Below are 21520 nucleotides of genomic sequence, written 5' to 3' on the forward strand. Positions count from 1 at the left end.
TCGCCTTTTTCATGTCCGATAGCGGCTATCAGCCTTTGGCTTTTGCCGTGGCGGGCATCAGGCCCTGGTTCACTTCCACCAGATCCTGCGCTTCCAGAATACCGGCAGCCTGTTTCAGGCTCAGGATATTGAGGATGTAGTTGTAACGGGCTTCGGAGAGCTTCTGCTTGGCCTCGTACAGCTTGCGAGTAGAGTCCAGCACGTCGACGATGGTACGGGTACCCACTTCGTAACCGGCTTCGGTCGCCTTCAGGGCGCTGTCGGCGGAGACCACAGACTGGCTGTAGGCGCGCACCGAGCCGATGCTGGCGTTCACGTTGTTGTAGGAGGAGCGCACTGTGCTCTGCACCGAGCGGAAGTTCTTCTCCAGCAGTTCGCTGGCCGCCACGTAGTTGTACTGGGCCTGCTTCACCTTGGAGCTGGTGGCGCCACCGCTGTAGATGGGCAGCTTGAAGGTCAGACCGATATTGGCCTGATTGTCATTGCCGCCCGGCATGCTATCCAGCTTGTAATCGGTATTGCTGGTTTGCAGTCCGGCACCCAGATCCAGCGTCGGCTCATGGCCGGTTTTGGCCAGATCGATCTGCTCCTTGGCAATGTCCTTGCTGATGCGGGCACTGTGCAGTTGCAGGTTCTTGTCCAGCGCCAGCTCCAGCCACTTGTCGGAGCCGAAGGCGGTCTTCTGCGGGCTGAAACGATCGGTGTTCAGCACGTCCAGATTGCGGTGATCGATACCGGTCAGCTCGCGCAGGGTCTCGTAGCTGTTGTCCAGCGAGTTTTCGGCATTGATCTCGTCGGCCAACGCCTGGTCGCGGGAGGCTTCGGCTTCATGGACGTCGGTGATGGCGGTCAGGCCCACTTCGAAACGCTGCTGGGTTTGCTCCAGCTGACGCTCTACGGCAACCTTGTTGGCACGGACGAACTCCAGGGTATCCATCGCCTTGAGCACATCAAAGTAGGCTTTGGCGGTGCGCACCATCAGGTTCTGGATCTCGAGGTTGTAGGCGACATCTGACTGGGTGGCCTGCTTCTCGCTGATATCCAGATTGACCCAGTTACTGCGACGATAGAGGGATTGCGACAGCGTCACTTCACCCTTGGCGTTGGTATTGCTCTGGGTATCGTTCTTGTTTTGCAGATAATTGAGCCCGGCACCCAGATCGATCTGGGGCAGCAGAGGGGCACGGGATTCGTTGATCTTCTCGAAGGCCTGGTCGCGAACGGCTTTGGACTGCAGCAACTGCGGGTCTTTGATCTGGGCTTGCTGGTAGATGTCGAGCAGGTTTTCGGCATGGGCACCGGCACTGACGCCCAGCAACACCATGACTGACAAAAGTGTTCTTTTCATAGATCGTTTTAACCTTATGTAGTAACCCAAACTGGTTGCTGGAGAGGCAAATATTGTCACCGACCAAGCTTGATTGCAGCTTAATCACTCTACTATAAGCAAAATTTAATGCTAAGAGTCTCAGGTCCGGTGACGGGAACGTCAAGAACCGGACGCAGTTTTCTCCCCGCGCGCCTAGCCAAATGGTCTGTGGCTGCTAAAATCCACCCCTCATTACCATGGCACGTCGAGTGAATGAACGTTCATTCATGTTCCTCGGATTTTATGGTCAAACTGATACAAGTCAAGCTGACGGGAGCCCCGGATGTCGCAGCAACCCTTGCCGCAAGATCGGCATTACGCCGCCGATGATGTGAAAATCATTGAAAAATCAGCTGGATATAACGGCTTCTTCAAGGTGAATGTCTATCGTCTGCAGCATCGGTTATTTGCGGGCGGCTGGAACCAGCCCATCGTGCGCGAGCTGTTCGAGCGGGGCCATGCCGCCGCGCTGCTGCCCTATGATCCAGTGCGCGACCAGATAGTGTTGGTGGAGCAGTTCCGTATCGGCGCCATGGAGACCAGCCCGACCCCCTGGCTGCTGGAGCTGGTGGCCGGCATCATCGACGAAGGGGAGACCGCCGAGGCGGTGGTGCGTCGCGAAGCGGTGGAAGAGGCCGGGATCGAGGTTGCCCGCTGCGAGCATGCCATCAGCTATCTGGTGAGCCCGGGCGGCAGCACCGAGCGGATCGAGGTCTTTGTGGGCGAGGTGGATGCCAGCAAGGCGAGCGGCCTGCACGGTCTGGCTGATGAAGGCGAGGATATCCGGGTGCACGTGGTGAGCCGCGAACAGGCCTACGCCTGGCTCAAAGAGGGACGCATCGACAATGCGGCCTCGGTCATTGCCCTGCAGTGGTTGGCCCTCAACCATGGCGAGCTGCGCGCCCGCTGGCTGGCGGATCGCTGAGGTGGCGCTGACTCTGCAACAGAGCAGGCGCTATGTGCCTGATCTGATGTCCTTGCAGCGTACCTGCGAGGTCAACTATATGGCGCTGATGAAGCTGTTGCCGCCAGATGGGGAAGTCGGCGCCGAGCGCCGCTATCGGGTCGGCAACGATCTGCAGTTCCAGCTCACCATCATTGGCGAGAGTCGCTTCACCAATCAGGTGATCCTGAGCCAGCACAACCCCGAATTGCCCGAATATTTACAAGCTCAGATAGAGATTCGTTTGTATCATGATGTGCGGATGGCGGAAGTGTGTGCAGCGCAACAGATTTCCCGTTTGCAACCACGTTATGATTATCCCAATAAAAAGATGCACCAGCGGGACGAAAAGGAGCAGGTAAATCTGTTTCTGGCCGAATGGCTAAAATTTTGTCTCAGACATGGTACCAGCCCGATCAATATCTCCAGTTGAACAAATAAAAAGAAGCGTGATTTTGGAAACAGAGCTCCCCCAGGCGCAGGACGGCAGTGTGCGCCTGTTGCAAATTACCGACACCCACCTCTTCGCGAGTGCCGAAGGGCGGCTGTTGGCTGTGCGCACCGCAGAGAGTCTGGCCGCCGTGCTGGAACAGGTGCAGGCTAATGAACACCCCTACGATGTGATTCTGGCGACCGGCGATCTGTCGCAGGATCACAGCCCGGAATCCTATCAGCGTTTCGCCTCCATGATGGCGCCCCTTGGCCGCCCCATCTACTGGCTGCCGGGCAATCACGATGACAGCCCGCTGATGACCGAATATCTCCATGCCGCCGGGATCAGTGAATCCAAGCAACTGGTGGGCGACCACTGGCAGGTGATCCTGCTCGACACTCAGGTGCGCGGCAAACCTCACGGCATGATTGGCGATCACCAGCTGGCCGCCCTCGACCGTGCTCTGCGCCAATATCCTGATCGCCACGCCCTTATCACCCTGCACCATCAGGCGGTGCCGGTGGGCTGCGCCTGGCTGGATCAGCATAATCTCAAGAATGCCGATGATCTGTTTGCCGTGCTGGCTCGTCATCCGCAGCAGAAGACCATCCTGTTTGGCCACGTCCATCAGGAGTTTGACGAGGTGCACCGCGGGGTGCGGCTGATTGCCAGCCCATCGACCTGCATCCAGTTCAAACCGCTTTCTGATGGCTTTGCGCTGGATGAATCCGGCCCGGGCTGGCGCTATCTCACCCTCTATCCGGATGGGCGGGTGGCCAGCGAGGTGTGGCGCCTGCCGGTGGGGCAGTTTGTGCCCGACCCCAACGCCACCGGTTATTGAGGAGAGCATTCCATGAAGTCGGTTCTCCTTTATCTGCACGGTTTCAACTCCTCACCGGGCTCCGCCAAGGCGCAGCAGATGGCTGCTTGGGTGGCCGCCAACCGGCCCGACATCGAAGTGATCATTCCGGCCCAGCCCAATACGCCAGCGGCGGCCTGGGCGGCCATCGAGCAGACCATTGCCGATCTGCAGGGTCGTTATGGTAGTGAATTCAAGCTTGGCGCCGTGGGCAGCTCCCTCGGCGGCTTTATGGCGACCCGGGTGAGCGAGCAGTACGGTTGCCGCGCTGCACTGATCAATCCGGCGGTGCGCCCGCATGAGCTGCTTTGCGACTACCTCGGCCCCCAGACCAATCCCTATACGGGTGAGCAGTACGAACTGCGGCCTGAACATATGGATGAGCTGCGGGCACTGGCGGTACCGGTGACGGCGCCGGAGCGACTCTGGATCCTGCAACAGCAGGGGGATGAGGTGCTCGACTATCGCAAGGCGCTGGATGAATACCGCTTTGCCCGCCTCTCGCTGGAGTGCGGCGGCAACCACGCCTTTGTGGCGTTCGAGCGCTACCCCGCCCAGATCATCCGTTTCCTCGGGTTATAGTCAGGTTTGAGTCAATAAGGGCGGTCTCGCCCTGCTTGTTCTTCTCCAGATCAAGCTTTCGGTGCGGGGAGTTTGTTCTACCCCCGCCTAGCAGTTAAGATTCCCTCCAAACGTCAATTCGCAAGGCCCTCCATGTCTACTCAATACAATGCGGATGCCATTGAGGTCCTCAATGGCCTTGAGCCGGTGCGTCGCCGCCCCGGCATGTATACCGACACCACCCGGCCCAACCACCTCGGCCAGGAGGTCATCGACAACAGCGTCGATGAAGCGCTGGCAGGTCACGCCCGCAATCTGGAGGTGATCCTGCATGAAGACCAGTCCCTCGAAGTGATCGACGACGGCCGCGGCATGCCGGTCGATATCCACCCGGAAGAGGGGGTCAGCGGGGTGGAGCTGATCCTCTGCAAGCTGCACGCGGGCGGCAAATTCTCCAACAAGAACTACCAGTTCTCCGGCGGTTTGCACGGGGTGGGTATTTCGGTCGTAAACGCCCTCTCCGATCGGGTCGAGGTGACGGTACGTCGCGACGGTCAGGTCTATGACATCGCCTTCGAGCGCGGCGAGAAGGTGCAGGAGCTGACCATCACCGGCACCTGCGGCCGCCGCAACACCGGCACCCGGGTGCGCTTCTGGCCGCAGGCGAGCTACTTCGATTCACCCAAGTTCTCGGTCACCAAGCTGGAGCACCTGCTCAAAGCCAAGGCCGTGCTCTGCCCCGGCCTCACCATCAAGTTCCTCGACAAGAACACCGGCATCAAGCTGGAGTGGTGCTACGAAGATGGCCTCAAGGATTATCTGGTCGACGCGGTCAAGCAGTTCACCTGCCTGCCGGAGCAGCCCTTTATCGGCTCGTTCAGCTCCGAACAGTCGGCGGTGGACTGGGCGCTCTGCTGGTTGCCGGAAGGGGGCGAATGTCTCGCCGAATCCTATGTGAACCTCATTCCCACCGCGCAGGGTGGTACTCACGTCAACGGTCTGCGTCAGGGGCTGCTCGACGCCATGCGCGAGTTCTGCGAGTTCCGCAACCTCTTGCCACGCGGGGTCAAGCTGACGCCGGAAGATATCTGGGATCGCTGCGCCTACATCCTCTCCATCAAGATGCAGGATCCGCAGTTTGCCGGTCAGACCAAGGAGCGCCTCTCCTCCCGCCAGAGCTCGGCGTTTGTCTCCGGCGTGGTGAAGGATGCCTTCAGCCTCTATCTGAACAGCAATACCGAGCTGGCGGAGCAGATCGCCGAGATCTGCATCAGCAGCGCCCAGCGCCGGATGCGCGCCGCCAAGACGGTGGTGCGCAAGAAGATTACCCAAGGCCCGGCCCTGCCCGGCAAGCTGACCGACTGTAACTGCGCCGACCCCATGCAGGGCGAACTGTTCCTGGTGGAGGGTGACTCCGCGGGCGGCAGTGCCAAGCAGGCGCGGGATCGCGAGTTTCAGGCCATCATGCCGCTGCGCGGTAAGATCCTGAACACCTGGGAGGTGGAGGCCGGTCAGGTGCTCGCCTCGCAAGAAGTTCACGATATCTCGGTCGCTATCGGTCTTGACCCCGACTCCGAGGATCTCAGCGGCTTGCGCTACGGCAAGGTGTGCATCCTCGCGGATGCGGACTCGGACGGTCTGCACATCGCCACCCTGCTCTGCGCCCTGTTCGTGAAACATTTCCGCACGCTGGTGGAGAAGGGCCACGTCTACGTCGCCATGCCGCCCCTCTACCGGATCGATATCGGTAAAGAGGTCTACTACGCCCTCGACGAGGACGAGAAGAACGGCGTGTTGCAGCGGGTCGAGGCCGAGAAGAAGAAAGGCAAGGTGATGGTGACCCGATTCAAGGGGCTGGGTGAGATGAACCCGAAACAGCTGCGGGAAACCACCATGGATCCCAACACCCGCCGTCTGGTGCAGCTCACCATGGAGCCGGCAGGGGAGAGCGAAGGGGATGCGGCTGACGAGACCCTGCAGCTGATGGACATGCTGCTGGCCAAGAAGCGGGCGAGCGATCGCCGTGAGTGGCTGGAAGAGAAGGGTAACCTTGCCGTAATCTGACTACCATGCTTGCAGAACGATAAAAAATTTTTTAGACTCAGGCCTGAGTCGAGTTGACGCTGACCATTATGCGGTGTCTAGGAGTACTAATCCTCTCGGCTTACCTCTCACAACGGGCCGTGTTTACACGGCCCGTTTTTTTTAGGAGCGCAAAATGCATCTGCTCTACATAGACGAATCAGGGGCGGTTACCGATCCAAATCAGCGTTATTTTATCTTGGCCGGTGTCGCTATCTTTGAACGCAAAACACATTGGGTCGAGCAATCCCTTAATACCATCGCTGAACGCTTCTATTCCCAAGATCCTTGGGCAATTGAATTACATGGTTCGCCTATGCGAGCTGGGCGAGAGGGATGGAAAAAATTTCCCTTGGAACAACGCCTGACAGCTATGGATGATGTCTTAAAGGAGGGCGTTGTAGCCCATTTTGGCAATCACTTACGATTGTTTGGGGCAGTTATCGACAAGACCAAAATCAGCGGCGTTGACCCTGTCGAACATGCTTTTGAGCAGTTGGTCAGCAGGTTCGATCTGTTCTTGAAGCGCTTATATGCCAAGAACAGTGATGGCCAGAGAGGGCTGATGTTACTGGATAAATCGTCAACGGAGCGACGGATCCAGTCGTTGGCAAGAGAGTTCAAATATGCAGGGCATTCATGGGGAACAACGAAAAATTATGCGGAAGTACCTGTGTTTCTGGACTCTAAGGCTTCGCGCTTGATCCAGCTGGCAGACATGGTTGCCTTCGCTCTGTTCCGATTTTATGAACACCAGGACGATCGATTCTACAGCCTAATCAAGGGTTGTTTCGACTCCGAAGGTGGAGTCGAACATGGTCTTTATGTCAAAGCTTGATATGGAGAGCTGGGCCAATGAGTGATGCTATCGAGCTCAGTCTGGACGGGGTAGAGCGCCAGCCAATGCGCACCTTTACCGAACAGGCTTACTTGAACTACTCCATGTACGTCATCATGGATCGGGCCCTGCCGCATATCGGCGATGGCCTCAAACCGGTGCAGCGGCGCATCATCTACGCCATGAGCGAGTTGGGGCTATCTGCACTGTCCAAGCACAAGAAATCCGCCCGTACCGTGGGTGACGTGCTGGGTAAGTACCACCCCCACGGCGACAGCGCCTGTTATGAAGCCATGGTGCTGATGGCCCAGCCCTTCTCCTACCGCTACCCGCTGGTGGACGGTCAGGGTAACTGGGGTGCGCCAGACGATCCCAAATCCTTCGCGGCCATGCGTTATACCGAAGCGCGCCTGTCGCGCTTCTCCGAGCTGCTGCTCTCCGAGTTGGGGCAAGGCACGGTGGAGTGGACGCCGAACTTCGACGGCACCATGAAGGAGCCGGTGGTGCTGCCCGCCCGTCTGCCGCACATCCTGCTCAACGGGGTGACCGGTATCGCGGTGGGCATGGCGACCGACATCCCGCCCCACAACGCGCGGGAAGTGGCCTACGCCTGTGCCGAGTTGCTCGACAACCCCAATGCGGGGCTGGATGTGTTGATGCAGCACATTCAGGGGCCGGACTACCCGACCAACGCCGAGATCATCACTCCGCGCGACGATATCCGCAAAATCTACGAGACCGGCAAGGGCTCCATCAAGCAGCGGGCGGTCTGGAGCGAGGAGGATGGCGATATCGTCATCACTGCGCTGCCCCATCAGGCCTCCGGCGCCAAGATCATGGAGCAGATCGCCGCCCAGATGGTGGCGAAAAAGCTGCCGATGGTCACCGACCTGCGCGATGAATCGGACCACGAGAACCCGACCCGTCTGGTGATCGTGCCGCGCTCCAACCGGGTGGATGTGGAGGGGCTGATGGCCCACCTGTTCGCCACCACGGATCTGGAGAAGAACTACCGGGTCAACCTCAACATCCTCGGCCTCGACAACCGGCCGCAGGTGAAGTGCCTCAAGACCATCCTCAGCGAGTGGATCCAGTTCCGCCGCGAGACGGTGCGTCGCCGCCTGCAGTTCCGCCTCGACAAGGTGCTGGCTCGCCTGCACATCCTCGAAGGCTTGCTGATTGCCTACCTCAACATCGACGAAGTGATCGAGATCATCCGCACCGAGGATGAGCCGGGCAAGGTGATGGTGGAGCGCTTCAACATTACCGAGACCCAGGCCGAAGCGATCCTCGAGCTGAAACTGCGCCATCTGGCCAAGCTCGAAGAGTTCAAGCTGCGCGCCGAACAGGATGAACTGGCGCAAGAGCGCGACAAGCTGGAGCTCATTCTGGGCTCCGAGCGTCGTCTCAACACCCTGCTCAAGAAAGAGCTGCTGGCCGATGCCGAGAAGTACGGCGACGATCGCCGCACCCCGCTGGTGGAGCGGGCTACCGCCGTGGCGCTGACCGAGAAAGAGCTGGTGCCCAGCGAACCGGTCACCGTCATCCTCTCCGACAAGGGGTGGGTGCGCGCCGCCAAGGGCCACGATGTCGATGTGGCGGGGCTCTCCTACAAGGCGGGGGACAGCTATCTGGCCCACGCCTGTGGCCGCAGCAACCAGCAGGCGGTGTTCCTCTCCACGTTGGGGAGAACCTACGCCCTCGAATCCCACACCCTGCCATCTGCGCGCAGTCAGGGCGAACCGCTCACCGGCCGCTTTGCGCTGGGGGCAGGTGAAGAGGTGCGCCATCTGGTGATGGGCAACGAGGGTGAGCCATATCTGATCGCCAGCGACGCCGGTTACGGCTTTGTCTGCACCTATGACGATCTCATCGGCAAGAACAAGAACGGCAAGGCGCTGCTCACCGTGCCGGAAGGGGGTCAGGTGATGGCACCCCAGAAGATTGGCTCGCCGGAGACCGATCTCTGCATGGCCATCTCCAACGAAGGGCGGATGCTGCTGTTCCCGCTCAATACCTTGCCGGTGCTCGGCAAGGGCAAGGGTAACAAGCTCATCAGCATTCCGTCGGCTCGGGTCAAGGCGCGGGAGGAGTTTGTGGTGATGGCCGCCGTCATCCCGCAGGGTCAGTCGGTCACCCTGTTTGCCGGCAAGCGCAAGCTGACCCTCAAACCGTCCGATCTTGACTACTACCGCGGCGAGCGCGGCCGTCGCGGCGCCAAGCTGCCCCGTGGCTTGCAGCGTGTCGATCGCATCGAGATTGAACCCGCAGCCGGTGCCGAACAGGTAGCTGGGGAAAATCAGGAAGGGTAATTAATATAGAAGGGCGCGAAAGCGCCCTTATTATTTGAGAGAAATTATGTATTAGCCCATATTTTATTTGATTCCATAAGAATGGACTCACGCTCTTTCTGGTATGCTTTTTTATGTGACAGCCAAGCGTCACAATTATTATTGCTTATCAAGTAGTCTATGTATTTGTTGATTAGCCAAAGATCGTTGATTATTTCTTTTATGTAATGCTGAGATGAATCCTTAGTGAAAAATATGGAGTCAATATCAATTAATATGTTCTCTTCTGAATCATTTAAAAAATCATCAGAATCTGCATTTTTTATTTTTAGAAATATTTTTCTTACAAAGGGAAGTGCGTACACTATATATTCAGACCGTTCTTTTACCAATAAGTAATCCTCATCGCTACATGCGGTTATTGATTTACTTAGTTCGATAGTGTAATCCAATGTAATAAAGAAATCTTCAGCTCTTTCATCTACTTTTTGTAGCTGAATATCCATGTTCATAAACATCTCTGCATAATCATCATCCCACCCATTATGAAGCGCTTCGAAGAGATCATCGAAAAATTCTTTTGTGGCCTTGCGTTGTAAGCATAAAAAACGAGAGCGTGAATCTCTGCCAAAAGCATTCTTTAGATGCGACTCAATCCATTTTATATGAATTTTTGTATGTATAGCTTTATCTATTAAATTGTCATATGTGGTTTGGTCACGCCACTGCGATGCGGATGCCTCAGCTGCTTTTGCAGCTCGAGATGCAGCAAAAGCAGAATAACCAGTGAATATAGCCGCGGGGATAGTTGCTAATCCAGATACCCATGCACCAGCGTTGGCAACTCCTTGTCCATTCCAATCAATTCCTTTCCACCAATTAAATAGGTCTGATGGTGTTATGAAAACAAGCATTCCAATTATTAACCCAAGAAGAAAAGCAAACGAGAATCCTTGAAAAATGATTATCCAGTGTTGTTTCATGCTTGTTTCCAAGAGTGATCAAGATGGTAGGTGCGATTCTCGCCATAGTGTACCTCTGTATGGGGTTTGCCTGAAACCGTAAGAGGCTGGATTGCAGAGCTGTAGGTCTGATTAGCGAAGCGTAATCAGATGTTCGCGAAAACAGGTTGCCGCTATTCTGTTGGTGCGCCAGCTGCTCTCTTCTCTATGTCCATCGCCACTGGGATTGCGGTGTGGACGATTACGCTTCGCTAATCGACCCTACACTCTGGTCGCATAGTAATCAGTCTCGGCCATCTTAGCGGTACTTTGGTGAGAATAGTTATCAATAAGCTGCTGAGCGAAGGGTTCTCATTTGATACACTTTTGTTCTCAAATGAAAGGTTTGGGATCCGCTGTGATATTAGTCGTGTTCCAAAAAATCATACATATGAGATGACTGAATGAAAAATATCTTACGAATGGTGGGCGTTATTACCTCGGGTCTCCTTGCTGGTATGACTGCTAATTACTTTGGTGTTAGTGAATTAAATAAAGTATTGCTTTGTTCATTATCTGTTATGTTCACTGTTAATTTTTTAAATCGTTGGCTTGAACACTAATTTATTTGTATGTAGGCCATAGTTTTGATTAGTGAAGCGCAATCAAACTTTTGCGAGTGATAAAATCTGGTAAGCTCACCTTTTTGATATCTTGAAAGTCAGTCTGACCTGTTGAGGCTTTGCTGGTTTTAGCTACTGATAGCTCATAATATTTTGTCGTACGAACTCAATAAATAAGCGAGTTTTAGCCGGTAGATATTGGCGGTTCGCATAAACAGCAAACAACTGCAATGGGGCGGCGGGTAGCTCAAGTTCAATTTCAACTAACCTGCCATTATCAATAAATTCTTGACAAGACACTTTGGCAAGAATGGCAAAACCTACACCGGCTATTGCTGCTTTTAACGCCAGTTCGCCACTATTGACCCGGTAGTGTTCATTCACCTGGATGGTGGAAAATTCACTGCTCGTGCGAGTAAATTGCCAAGGCATCCCTTTCAGTGCACTCACCGTAGTTATGCAGGGGAGAGTTTTGAGTTGTGATGTGTGGTTGGGAAGCCCCCACTTCTGGATCAATGACGGGGAACCAACAACAGTACAGGGAATGGTGGTCAAATGGCTGGCTATGTAATCGCAATCATCCATCTTGCCTCTGTGAATGATGATTGCCATGTCCAAATCCTCTCTTAATGATTCAAGTCCGGAGAGATTGGTAATGCAGCTGATCGTTATTTCAGGATGTTGGCAGGCAAAGTCGGCAATGGCAGTACCGAGCAGTTTTGGCCCAGCCTCATTGGGGATGCAGATGCGTAATGGCCCTTTCAGCTGAATCTGCTGTGATGTCAATTCAGCCTCGGTTTGCTCCAGTGATTCCAGCAGTGGTTTTACTCGGGTATAGAGCAGTTGCCCTGACTGTGTGAGCTTCATATGGCGGGTTGAGCGTTCAATCAGTTGAAGGTTCAAGGCTTCTTCCAATTGAGAAATACTGCGGCTCACATTTGAGGTGGGGATTTGAAGGGTTTTAGATGCCCCGACAAAACTGCTGTTTTCAACCACTGCAATGAAAATCTTCAGCGCATTCAATTCCATGCCGGTACGCATTGATTATCCCTAATCTGATAACAATTCATGCCATTTTAACGAATAAAATTAAAATGTGATAGTGGGTATACTTTCTATCTCTAAAGATTGAGAGTAAACATTATTATGCTAGATGAAAATAATATGGGTGAAAAAACTCACAGTAATTGTTCGGTTATGGATTTTAACGTTGTCTGGTTGGCGGCACTGATTCAATTGGTCAGTGCGCTTGATTTCATGATGATTATGCCTCTCGGGCCTGATTTATCTCGTGCACTAAATATAAGTCCAACCTATATAGGATATTTAGGAGGCGGGTATGCACTGGCAGCCGCACTATCATCGTTGTTATGTGCCAGATATCTCGACCTATTTGATAGAAAGCATGTTGCACTGATCACATTGTTGGGTATCACGCTATCCACTTGGGCCTGCGCTTTGGCATGGAATATGGAAAGTTTATTCTTTACCCGCTTGCTGGCCGGTGTGTTTGCTGGCCCTGCAACATCCATTGCTCTGGCGATCGTTGTGGATGCCACACCAATAGATCAACGTGGCCGAGCGATGGCCATCGTGATGGGGGCGTTTTCGTTGTCAGCGATTGCCGGTGTGCCGTTGGGATTGGAGCTGGCAATGTTAAAAGGATGGAGTGCACCTTTCTATGTTTTAGGTGGCTTGGGATTGTGTGTCTGCGTGGCGGTATATACAAGGCTGCCTAGAATGACGGCCCACTTGGGATTGAACCAGAAGGCTTTTTCATCCATTGAAATGTTGAAGCGACCTGTGGTGTTGAATGCGTTTATGGCAATTGGGTTGGCAATTTTCAGCACCTTCCTTATTGTTCCCAACATAGCTGCTTATTTTCAATTTAACCTTGATGTCCCTCGTGGTGATATGAGTCAGTACTATGTCATGGGCGGCATTTTTAGCCTGTTTTCAATGCAGCTTGGTGGATTGTTTATTGACCGTTTTGGCGCAATGAAAGTGATGATTTTGATGGGGGCATTGACGATAGCGGTTGTTTGGGATGGTTTTTTGCATGAGCCTGGGTTGCCGACCATAGTGATTTTCACGTTATTCATGGTGGTTACATCGACCCGAACGATCACCGTAGCTGCTGTTAATAGTCAAGTGGCAGCGCCTTGGGAAAGGGCGGGATTCATGTCATTGCAAAATGTTTTTCAACATATATTCAGTGGCTCGGCTGCCGTCGTCTCTTCGATGATTTTAACAAATGTCGATGGTCACCTTGGCAACATAACCCTATTGGCTTGGCTAACCATAGTGTTGACGATTATTCAGCCACTTTTTCTATATCGATTGCTCAAGCTGCTGCGTTTGGGAACCCCAAATCGGATGTTTGAGAAACGAGACCGGTAGGGAAATAGGCTTGATTGACGAAGCCTAAACGGGGGCTCGCCAGCCAGACGCGGGTCATCCATCCCGCCAAAAAAGAGGGCCCCGCCATCCATGATGGCGGGGCCCCTTGTATTATCAGCCGCGTTGCTGATTCAACCGTTCGCGCTGGCAGGGGCCACTGAAATGGCTGGCCCGAATCCAATTAGACAGGAATGGCTGTTGCCGCCGGTGGCGGGGTGATCTTGGAGGCGATCAGCTGGCGCAGGCGGGGCACCAGCAGGAGCAACACCACGCCGCCTGCCAGCGAACCCCAGCCCAGCATATTGAATACCGAGCTGTAACCCGGGTTGGTGGCGACCGGGGTGCTGCCGATATTTTGCGGCATGGCGCCGGAGACATAGCCCGCCAGCACCGAGGCGATGCCGGTCACCATCATCCAGCAGCCCATCATCAAGCCTTGCAAGCTGGCGGGGGCCAGCTTGCCAATCATGGCGTAGCCGATGGGGGAGATCAGCAGCTCGCCAAAGCTCTGCAGCACATAGCTGATGGCGATCCACTTGAAGGCGACCAGCCCGTCGGCCCCCGCCAGATGAATGCCGATCGGCAGCACCAGCATGCCGAGCCCCATGCAAAACAGGGAGGCGGCAAACTGGGAGGGGATATCGATATTCCACCCCTGTTCGCGCAGTCGCTTGAACAGCAGCGCCATCAAGGGGCCACCGATAACGATGACGAGGGTGTTGATGTTCTGGATCCACTGGGGGGCGACCCGCAGCCCGAACACGTTGAGGTTGATGTTGTGCTCGGAGAAGAGCATCAGCCCCATGGGCGCCAGCTGGTAGAGCGACCAGAAGATGAGGGAGCCAAGGGCGAGGATCAGGTAAGCCACCATGCGGCTGCGCTCGGCGGCGTCCGGGTGGCGGGCGGTCATCACGCAGAGCAGCACCAGCACCACGGCGCCCAGGATCAGCACGAAGCTGCCGCTGAAACTGGCGTGGGTCAGCAGCAGGCGCAGCGCCGGCACCAGCATGGCCAGAATGGCGATCCCGGCCAGCATGCGGCGGTAGAAGCCGCTCCCTTTGACATGGCGCAACGGGGTGCTGATATCCGCCAGAATGGGCCAGCAGGCGAAGGTGGCGATGATGGCGATGATGTTGCCCAGCGTCGCAAACAGGAACAGGGTGCGGTAATCCTCGGTGAGCTGGAAGTAGCCCGCCACCGTGAAGCCGATAAAGAAGCCCAGATTCATCCCGGCGTAGTTCCACAGGAAGGCGCTCTCGCGGCGGTGATCATCCGGGGCGAAGCGCTGGGTCAGCATCATGTTGAGGCAGGTGACGTTGAGGCCGCTGCCGGTAAGGAACATGGCGAGCCCCCAGTAGAGGCCGGTGATCCCCATCTCGGCGATGAAGTAGCAGCCGATCACCTGCAGCACCATCCCCATCACGAACAGGTTGCGGTTACTGAGGTAGCGCCCGCCGAGATAGCCGCCAAACAGGTGCAGGCCATAGTTGAAGGCCCCGAAGACCCCCATCATGGCGTTGGCCTGGGATTCACTGAAGCCGAGCCGCTTGGTGGCGTAGAGCACCAGGGTGGAGTAGAGCACAGCAAACCCCAGGGGCGAGAAGGTCTGGATAAAGAACAGCGCCCCGGAGCCGGGGGGAATGGTGGGGTGTTGATTCGAAGCGCTCACGGTCTGTCTCCTGTGAGAGAAGAAAGTCATTACTCGTCCTGAGAGCGTACCGGTCTGCTGCCGGCTAGCCTTGTGCGCTTCCATGCTGGTCTGAAGGCCGGTCTGTCATTTAGCGGCCAAGCGGTACAAATAGCCATACCTGAAATTTAATCCGGCGCGATTAATTGCTTTTTATTGATCTATTCCGCCTTTTTATGCGTGATTGAGCCGTGATTTTAGCTCGGCTTACCACGCGATTGCGGCACGGTTGATGTGATCCAGTCGGCTATTTAGTGCCGATTATGGCCATGTAGCGGGATCCGCGTCCCACTTTGTTGTCCCGAAACGCAGCTGTCGCCAAGTTGTTGTATTGCAGGTTGTTTATTCATCCTCGGGTATTGAGTGAATAAATATCGGGAAGAGAAGGGGCAGCCCTAGGGTGACTTGCGTGTGTTCCCTCTCTGCTTGGGAGAGGGTGAGGGGAGGATAGAACAACGCCCGGCGGGCCGGGCGTTGTGGTGCGACTGATGGGCGGTGAAAGCGGCCTTAGAAGTCGTGGTAGAGCGGCCAGCCGAGCAGCGGGTGCTTGAGACCGGCGCGCATCTCGACGTTGTCGAGCTTCTCCGGCGAGGCGTTCTCTTTTTGCAGCAGCTGGTACTGGCGCACAAAGCCGAGGGTGTGGAGCAGGTTGGGCACAAAGCCCGGGCTCAGCTCCTGACGCAGGGCGGCGGCCATATCGGCGGGCAGCGCGCTCAGCATCAGGGCGAGCTGGGCGGCGAGGTAGTCGGTGTCGTACCAGCTCTCGTCGAGCTCAATCTCCCGCGCCAGTTTGCGCTTGAGATCCTGCTTCACCTTGAGCGGGGCGGCGCCACTGCCCTTGCCGCAGAGGATGCGGTAGAGCAGCGCTTCGGCCAGCTTGTCCTCCATGGTGGGGTGGTCGCTCTCGCAGGCGAAGAAGTGCTGGTCGATGAGTTCCATCAGGCGGCTCTTGTTGTGCTCGGTCAGCGCCTTCTCGTACTCCTGCCACCCTTGCCACTCCTCCACATCGGGCGGGCTCGAGATCTTGTCCAGCAGGCGGGCATCCACATCACCGTAGAGGCTGTTGCCAGCCTGCTTGGGGCTGACGGTAATGAGCATCGACCAGCCCTTCTGGAACGGCTTGATAGGGCCTTCCGGCGCCTGCAGCAGCGCCAGCGCCTTGGCCGGATCCCGCGCCGAGAGCTCCTGCAGACCGAGGCTCACCACGCCGATGACGTCGTGGGCCGCCTGCTCCAGCAGGTGCATCTTGTACTTGTTGTAGTACTTGTCGGCGAATTTGAGGCTCATCAGCACCGCCTTGCCCTTGATGGCGGCGAGCTGCTGCTGACTCAAGAGTTCGTTGTCGCGGCCAAAGCGCAGCACCTGGCTCAGAAAGGGGCCCTGGTTGGCATCGCGAATGACTAACTGCATGAATGGGCTCCTTAATCCAGAAAGCTGAACATGTCGTCGACGTCGCCGTACTCGTCTTCCTCGACCTTGTTCTTCTCTTTGGCCTGCATCACCAGCTCGGCGGCAAACTTGTTGATGATGCCGTCCCAGCTGGAGTGCTCGTTGCGCAGCAGCGCCTTGATGGCTTTCTCCACCTCGGGGGCCAGCTCGCGAATGAGCATCAACAGGCTTCTCGGGTCATCCAGCGCGTAGTCGTGGACATCCTCGCTCTGCTGGCGCTCGCTGTAGCGCAGGGACTCTTCGAGATCTTCCTCTTCGGCGTGCAGCACGTCGCGATAGCCTTCGTCCTCTTCATAGCGATCGCCGCGATAGAACTCGATAAAGGGGATGGCGAGGTAGAAGAGACCGGCTGGATCTTCGGCCACGCACTCGAGGATCTCGCGCTGCTTGGCTTCGCTATCCTGGGTGCGGATCAGGTAGTTGAGGAAGTCGAAGGTGTGCTGTTGCAGCTCGTCGGCGTTGTTCTTGATCGCCTCTTCCCAATAGAGCGGCTGCTGGCAGACGATGTCGCGGATCCGCTCCGGGGTCATCAGCTCGGAGATGATGGAGGGGAAGGAGATGTCGTGCTGGCCGTTAATCTGGGTCAGGGTAACGATATCAATGTTTTCAATCACTTCTGCCAGCTGGTCGTCAGACATGGTCTTGGCGATCAGCTCGAACTTCTCGCTGGCCTGCTTCGGCTCGATAACGGCCAGCTCTTTGATCTCGATGGCGGTAATTTCTATCAGACTGTTGCTCATGCCTTGCCCCAATTAGAAACGGACTTCGTCGTACATATCCTGATCGCCGTCGTCATCACCATAGCGGTCACTTCCGCCATGGTAGTCGGCGTCGGCATCTTCCCCGTCTTCATCTTCTTCGTCGCGCAGCTCATAGTCGTCATCGCTACGGTGGCTACCGCGCGGCAGCGGGTTGTCGAGCAGGAACAGCACGGCGCAGGCTTCCATCAGCTGATCTTCGCTCTGGGCCCGCACTGCCTTGACCAGCGGCAGGGCGGCGTTGTTGAAGCCGACGCTCACCTTGAACTCGTCCCAGCTCGGCTGCTCGCCGCTGGCGAGCCACTTGTTCCACTGCGACTTGGCCTTGGCCGGGAACTGCACCCGGCCATAGAGGGCCAGCGGCAGATACTCGGGCATAAACTCCAGCATGCTCATATCGGCCAGCAGCAGGCTTTTCATCTGGTCGGTGAACTGTTCCAGCCCCTTGGGGTCGTCCTGATCCCGGTAGGATTCGATGTTTTCGCCGGCATCGCTTTGCAGCGACTTGAGCCGCGCCTGGTCCCATCTCTTTTGCATAGTTGCTCTTTCTGCCTGCTGTTTCAGGGGTAGAACTGATCCCACATCTCCTGCATGGCGGAGGCGGGGTCGGTCACGATGACGTTGTTGAAATCCTTGATAAAGGCGGCCCGCTGTTTCGGATCGGACAGCACTTCATAGGCCTGCTTTACCTGGTGCAGCTTGATGGCTGCCTGCTCTTTCTCTTCTTCACTGGCCCCGTGCAGCTTGTCGGGGTGGTACTGGTTTGACAGCCGACGATAGGCTTTCTTGATGTCGTTTTCGCTGGCGTTGGACTTGACGCCCAGCACCCGAAAGTAGTTGTTCATGGCAGATCCTGCATCACTGGCATCATAGGATTCACGCTGCGAGTGCCTGATGGTGGGGATTGGCAAACCAGGCACGGCAAAAACCCGTCATTTTAACGGAAACAGCCCGCCAACGCGATGAGTTGGGCGATCAATTAACGGGCGAGATGAAGAGGGGTCAGTTGAGCGTCTATTGTTGCCAGTCGATCTGGCCAGTGCAAGGGCGGTGGGGCAAAAGCGATGAAAAAACGGGCAGGAAAGGCATGGGCGGCAGGCCGGGGTAAGGCTGCCGCCGCAGGGGTTACTCCTCCCAGAAGGAGGCGGAGGTGTGGTAGATCATCTTCTTGCTCATCCCGCCATCGACCACCAGATTGGCGCCGTTGATAAAGTCGTTCTGGGGATCCGCCAGAAAGAGGCAGGCGCGGGTGATGTCGTCGGGGCGCCCGACCCGGCCACTCGGGTGCTGGCGATGATCCGCCTCGGTCAGGGTGTGGTAATCCTCCGCCTGGATCCAGCCCGGGCTGATGGCATTGACCGTGATGGGGTAGTCGGCCAGCGAGTTGGCGAGGGACTGGGTGAGGGCGACCAGCGCCCCCTTGGAGGCGCCGTAGGCATCCCAACCCGGTTCGTTCTGCTGCCAGCGGGTGGAGGCGATATTGATGATGCGGCCATAGGGTAACCCGCGGTTGGCCTGAACAAAGGCGCGGGCGCAGAGCATGGCGCCGCGCACATTGACCGTCATCACCTGATCGAACTGGGCTGCGCTCAGCTCCTCGAAGTGGGTGTGGAACTTGCTGATGGCGCCGTTGTTGATCAGCAGGTGGATGCCGCCATGTTGTGCGCGCACCTCGGCAAAGAGCCGCACGATGGCCTGCTCGTCCCGCAGATCGAGTGGATGAAAGTGGATCTCGGGATGGTCAAAAGCGTGAGGGGCCAGATCGGTGGCAATCACCCGATAGCCCGCCTCGGCCAGCCCGATGCTGAGCTGGCGGCCAATCCCGCCAGCGGCGCCGGTGATCAGTGCAATTTGGGGTTGGTTGGTCTGCTCGTTCATTGTGCTGCTCCATTGCGCGCCCGCAGCACCTTGATGAGAGCCGACACCTCTTGCTGACCAAACCCTTGCGCCACTCCTTCCTCAAACAGATCGGCGGCAAAGCGCGGGAAGCGGCTGTCGATCCCGGCATCGGTGGCGTGACCGGCGAGGCGGCTGATGGCGGCGCTCCAGGTTTTCAGGCTGGCGTAGGGGTGATCGAAATCGCCGCTCGCCAGCGTCTTGCCAAGGTGGGCCACATCGCCCCCCAAGATCGGCGAGAGTTCGCTGAACTGGGCGCACACCTTGGCCACCGGTAGTCCTTCCGCCTCGCAGATCAGCGCGCCGTGCAGGGCCCCGAGCAGACCGCCAGCAAAATAGGCTGCGACGGCACAATCTTGCGCCGCGGCGGCGCCCACCGCCTCGGCCACATGGTCGAGGGTGGGGGCGAGCAGGCGCAGCACAGGCTCGGCGTCGCTAAAGGCGGTGCTGGCCCCCGAGCAGATGATGCTGGCGTCAGTGGTGCCGATCTGATCCGGGAAGCAGAGGATGGCGCCATCGAGATAACGGGCGCCGCGGGTGTGGCACCAGCTCTCCAGCGCTCTGGCCCCCTGCGGACTGCCGGTGGAGAGTTGCACCAGCAGCTTGCCCGCAACCGCATCGCTCACCTCGTCCAGCAACTGCTGGCTGACAGCGTAGTTATCGACGCAGACAAGGGTGATATCGCTTGCAGCGATGGCCGCGCCAACCGAGGGGGCGAGTGTCGCGCCCAGCGCTTGCAGCGGGGCTGCCTTGGCGGCGCTGCGATTCCAGGCGGTGACCGGATGGCCCGCCTTGAGCAGGGTGGTGGCGAGGGCGGAGCCCATGGCCCCGAGGCCGATGACAGAGAGATGGCGCATGATGGCTCCTGGCTGTGTTGATAGACGCTGATATAGATAATTGGGATGCCTTGTGGCAGGCGAGCCACTATATTTGCCCCGTGTCGCCGTGAAAAATGGCTTTTATGACTGTCTGGTATAGGTGAATTCTATGGATGTGCGAACCCTGCGTGCGTTTGTGGCTGTCTTCGAGGAGCGCAACATCACGGCGGCGGCCACCCGTCTTTTCATTACCCAGCCCACCCTCTCCACCACCATCAAGACGCTGGAGGATGAGCTGGGGGTGACCCTGTTTGTGCGGCAGGCGCGCGGGGTGGAGGGGACCGAAGCGGCGCACCGGCTCTATCCCCGCGCCAAGCGGCTGATCGCCGACACCGATTCCCTCGCCCGCGAGTTTCGTGAAACCTCCCCCTGCCTCGAGCTGACGGTGGGGATTGAGGCAGACCTTGGCGATGGCGTGGTGGGGGCTCTGGTGCAAGGGGCGCTCGCCCACGAGGAGATCCTGCTGACTCTGGAGGAGGGCTGTTGTGGCGATGTGCGGCTGGGGTGTGAATCCCTGCGCTGTGGCGACGAGCTCTTTATCCCTCTGCTGGAGGAGGAGTTCGTGCTGGTGCTTCCGCCGGATCATCCGCTGGCGGGTAAGGGATCGTTCACCCCGGCTGAGCTGGCGGACGAGCTCTGGGTCACCTGCCCGCGTCACGACTCTCACCTGCGGCTGATCGCCATTCTCGGCAATCAGGCGCCGCTCTATCCACGGCGGGCGGGGTCGCTGCGACTGACGGCAACCATGGTGGCCGCCGGAGTGGGGATTGCCTGGTTGCCCCGTTCCCTCTGTCCGCCCGGTTGTACAGTCGCCGAGCTGGCGGCTTCTTCCTTCAAGCGGCGGGTAGGGCTCTGCTACGCCCCCGATGCGTTGCGCTCGGCGGCTGTGGCCGCCCTGTTGGAGCAGGTGCGCGGGATGCAGCTCCCCGCCTGATGTCGGCATAAAAAAGGGCCATCCGGTGGGATGGCCCTGTTGCAGGCAATGATGCCGCGTGGCTAGAGCGACGCCCACCAGAGCCGCAGCTGCAAGCCCCACTTCGAGCTCCAGCCGGTGGTGCTGCTCACAAGCGTCCCATCCTTGATGACGAGAAACGTCGGGGTGACCCCCACCTGCCACTGGGCGGCCAGATCCCCCGACTCGTCGTTGTGGGTCGGGAAGGTGAGCCCCTTCTTGCTCATCCCCTTGGCTAACTGTTCCGAATTGCCGGAGCGCAGTGCCACCGTCAGCACGTTTTCCCCCTCTTGCCAGAGCTGCTGTACCGCCGGGGTGGTGAAACGGCACACCCCGCACCAGCTGGCCCAGTAGTAGACCAGCAGCGGCTTGCCTTGACTTAAGGTAGCGAGATCCGTGCTGCTGCCATCCTGCAGGGTGACGGGGGCGCTCATCGCCCCCTCTGGCAGGGTCGGGCTGCGCCACAGATCCAGCAGGGTCGAGATGAGCAGCGCCATCAACAGCAGCCAGAGCGCCTCCTTGCCCCAGCGGCGCCAGCGGGGTTGAGGGTTGGTAGTCAT

At 57.3% G+C, this 21520-nt stretch carries 20 protein-coding genes; 9 read left to right on the plus strand and 11 right to left on the minus strand.

The window, feature by feature from the left end; all coding sequences use genetic code 11:
• Positions 1-28: 28 nt before the first annotated feature.
• Positions 29-1348, minus strand: coding sequence for an outer membrane channel protein TolC (tolC, locus tag ACTG20_RS04565; RefSeq protein ID WP_021231688.1), 1320 nt, complete (start codon positions 1346-1348; stop codon positions 29-31).
• A 304-nt stretch (positions 1349-1652) separates the two neighbouring features.
• On the opposite strand from tolC, the gene nudF reads away from it, so the two are divergent.
• The 7 genes from nudF to parC all read left to right on the plus strand — a co-directional run bounded on the left by nudF (position 1653) and on the right by parC (position 9397).
• The gene (gene nudF, locus ACTG20_RS04570; RefSeq protein ID WP_064335385.1) at positions 1653-2294 is read left to right on the plus strand and encodes an ADP-ribose diphosphatase; all 642 of its coding nucleotides are present in this window, start codon (positions 1653-1655) and stop codon (positions 2292-2294) included.
• A complete protein-coding gene (locus ACTG20_RS04575) occupies positions 2257-2745 on the plus strand; it encodes a DUF1249 domain-containing protein (protein WP_196783449.1) in 489 nt (162 codons plus the stop codon). Before nudF ends, ACTG20_RS04575 begins: the two co-directional genes overlap by 38 nt.
• Positions 2746-2767: 22 nt before the next feature.
• Complete coding sequence (cpdA, locus tag ACTG20_RS04580; RefSeq protein WP_064339351.1) at positions 2768-3586, plus strand: 3',5'-cyclic-AMP phosphodiesterase; 819 nt, start codon at positions 2768-2770, stop codon at positions 3584-3586.
• Positions 3587-3598: 12 nt separating this feature from the next.
• A complete protein-coding gene (locus tag ACTG20_RS04585) occupies positions 3599-4186 on the plus strand; it encodes a YqiA/YcfP family alpha/beta fold hydrolase (RefSeq protein WP_042081633.1) in 588 nt (195 codons plus the stop codon).
• A gap of 132 nt (positions 4187-4318) precedes the next feature.
• Positions 4319-6229 (plus strand): DNA topoisomerase IV subunit B, encoded by a 1911-nt coding sequence (parE, locus tag ACTG20_RS04590; protein WP_194495054.1) that lies wholly within the window; start codon positions 4319-4321, stop codon positions 6227-6229.
• A gap of 154 nt (positions 6230-6383) precedes the next feature.
• Positions 6384-7085, plus strand: coding sequence for a DUF3800 domain-containing protein (locus ACTG20_RS04595; RefSeq protein ID WP_194495053.1), 702 nt, complete (start codon positions 6384-6386; stop codon positions 7083-7085).
• A 17-nt stretch (positions 7086-7102) separates the two neighbouring features.
• Positions 7103-9397 (plus strand): DNA topoisomerase IV subunit A, encoded by a 2295-nt coding sequence (gene parC / locus ACTG20_RS04600; protein ID WP_194495051.1) that lies wholly within the window; start codon positions 7103-7105, stop codon positions 9395-9397.
• Between the two features lie 44 nt (positions 9398-9441).
• Here the strand turns inward: parC and ACTG20_RS04605 are convergent, their stop codons facing one another.
• Both ACTG20_RS04605 and ACTG20_RS04610 read right to left on the minus strand, forming a co-directional pair.
• Entirely contained in the window at positions 9442-10359 is a 918-nt protein-coding gene (locus ACTG20_RS04605; RefSeq protein WP_100652708.1) for a hypothetical protein, read from the minus strand.
• A 713-nt stretch (positions 10360-11072) separates the two neighbouring features.
• Positions 11073-11981, minus strand: a complete 909-nt coding sequence (locus tag ACTG20_RS04610; protein ID WP_194495049.1) for a LysR family transcriptional regulator — start codon at positions 11979-11981, stop codon at positions 11073-11075.
• Between the two features lie 123 nt (positions 11982-12104).
• Here ACTG20_RS04610 and ACTG20_RS04615 point away from each other — a divergent pair, with 123 nt between their 5' ends.
• Positions 12105-13340: an MFS transporter gene (locus tag ACTG20_RS04615; protein WP_194495048.1), complete on the plus strand. Its 1236-nt coding sequence runs from the start codon at positions 12105-12107 to the stop codon at positions 13338-13340.
• Positions 13341-13521: 181 nt separating this feature from the next.
• On the opposite strand, the gene ACTG20_RS04620 is transcribed toward ACTG20_RS04615, so the two are convergent.
• The 7 genes from ACTG20_RS04620 to ACTG20_RS04650 all read right to left on the minus strand — a co-directional run bounded on the left by ACTG20_RS04620 (position 13522) and on the right by ACTG20_RS04650 (position 19987).
• Complete coding sequence (locus ACTG20_RS04620) at positions 13522-15009, minus strand: peptide MFS transporter (protein WP_320628406.1); 1488 nt, start codon at positions 15007-15009, stop codon at positions 13522-13524.
• A gap of 525 nt (positions 15010-15534) precedes the next feature.
• Positions 15535-16437: a cold adaptation protein AtcC gene (gene atcC / locus ACTG20_RS04625; RefSeq protein WP_194495044.1), complete on the minus strand. Its 903-nt coding sequence runs from the start codon at positions 16435-16437 to the stop codon at positions 15535-15537.
• A gap of 11 nt (positions 16438-16448) precedes the next feature.
• Positions 16449-17216: a cold adaptation protein AtcB gene (atcB, locus tag ACTG20_RS04630; protein WP_005343119.1), complete on the minus strand. Its 768-nt coding sequence runs from the start codon at positions 17214-17216 to the stop codon at positions 16449-16451.
• 12 nt (positions 17217-17228) lie between these two features.
• Entirely contained in the window at positions 17229-17771 is a 543-nt protein-coding gene (gene atcA / locus ACTG20_RS04635; protein ID WP_194495043.1) for a cold adaptation protein AtcA, read from the minus strand.
• A gap of 23 nt (positions 17772-17794) precedes the next feature.
• On the minus strand, positions 17795-18079 hold the full coding sequence (gene atcJ, locus ACTG20_RS04640; protein WP_005343121.1) for a cold adaptation protein ActJcold adaptation protein ActJ: 285 nt from the start codon (positions 18077-18079) through the stop codon (positions 17795-17797).
• 280 nt (positions 18080-18359) lie between these two features.
• Positions 18360-19112, minus strand: a complete 753-nt coding sequence (locus ACTG20_RS04645; RefSeq protein ID WP_194495041.1) for an SDR family NAD(P)-dependent oxidoreductase — start codon at positions 19110-19112, stop codon at positions 18360-18362.
• Positions 19109-19987: an NAD(P)-dependent oxidoreductase gene (locus tag ACTG20_RS04650; RefSeq protein WP_194495039.1), complete on the minus strand. Its 879-nt coding sequence runs from the start codon at positions 19985-19987 to the stop codon at positions 19109-19111. Before ACTG20_RS04650 ends, ACTG20_RS04645 begins: the two co-directional genes overlap by 4 nt.
• A gap of 130 nt (positions 19988-20117) precedes the next feature.
• On the opposite strand from ACTG20_RS04650, the gene ACTG20_RS04655 reads away from it, so the two are divergent.
• Positions 20118-20942 (plus strand): LysR family transcriptional regulator, encoded by an 825-nt coding sequence (locus tag ACTG20_RS04655; protein ID WP_194495037.1) that lies wholly within the window; start codon positions 20118-20120, stop codon positions 20940-20942.
• A 62-nt stretch (positions 20943-21004) separates the two neighbouring features.
• Here the strand turns inward: ACTG20_RS04655 and ACTG20_RS04660 are convergent, their stop codons facing one another.
• Positions 21005-21520, minus strand: coding sequence for a protein disulfide oxidoreductase (locus tag ACTG20_RS04660; RefSeq protein ID WP_194495036.1), 516 nt, complete (start codon positions 21518-21520; stop codon positions 21005-21007).

Source organism: Aeromonas sp. 84A (assembly GCF_051919345.1).
GTDB lineage: Bacteria > Pseudomonadota > Gammaproteobacteria > Enterobacterales > Aeromonadaceae > Aeromonas > Aeromonas veronii.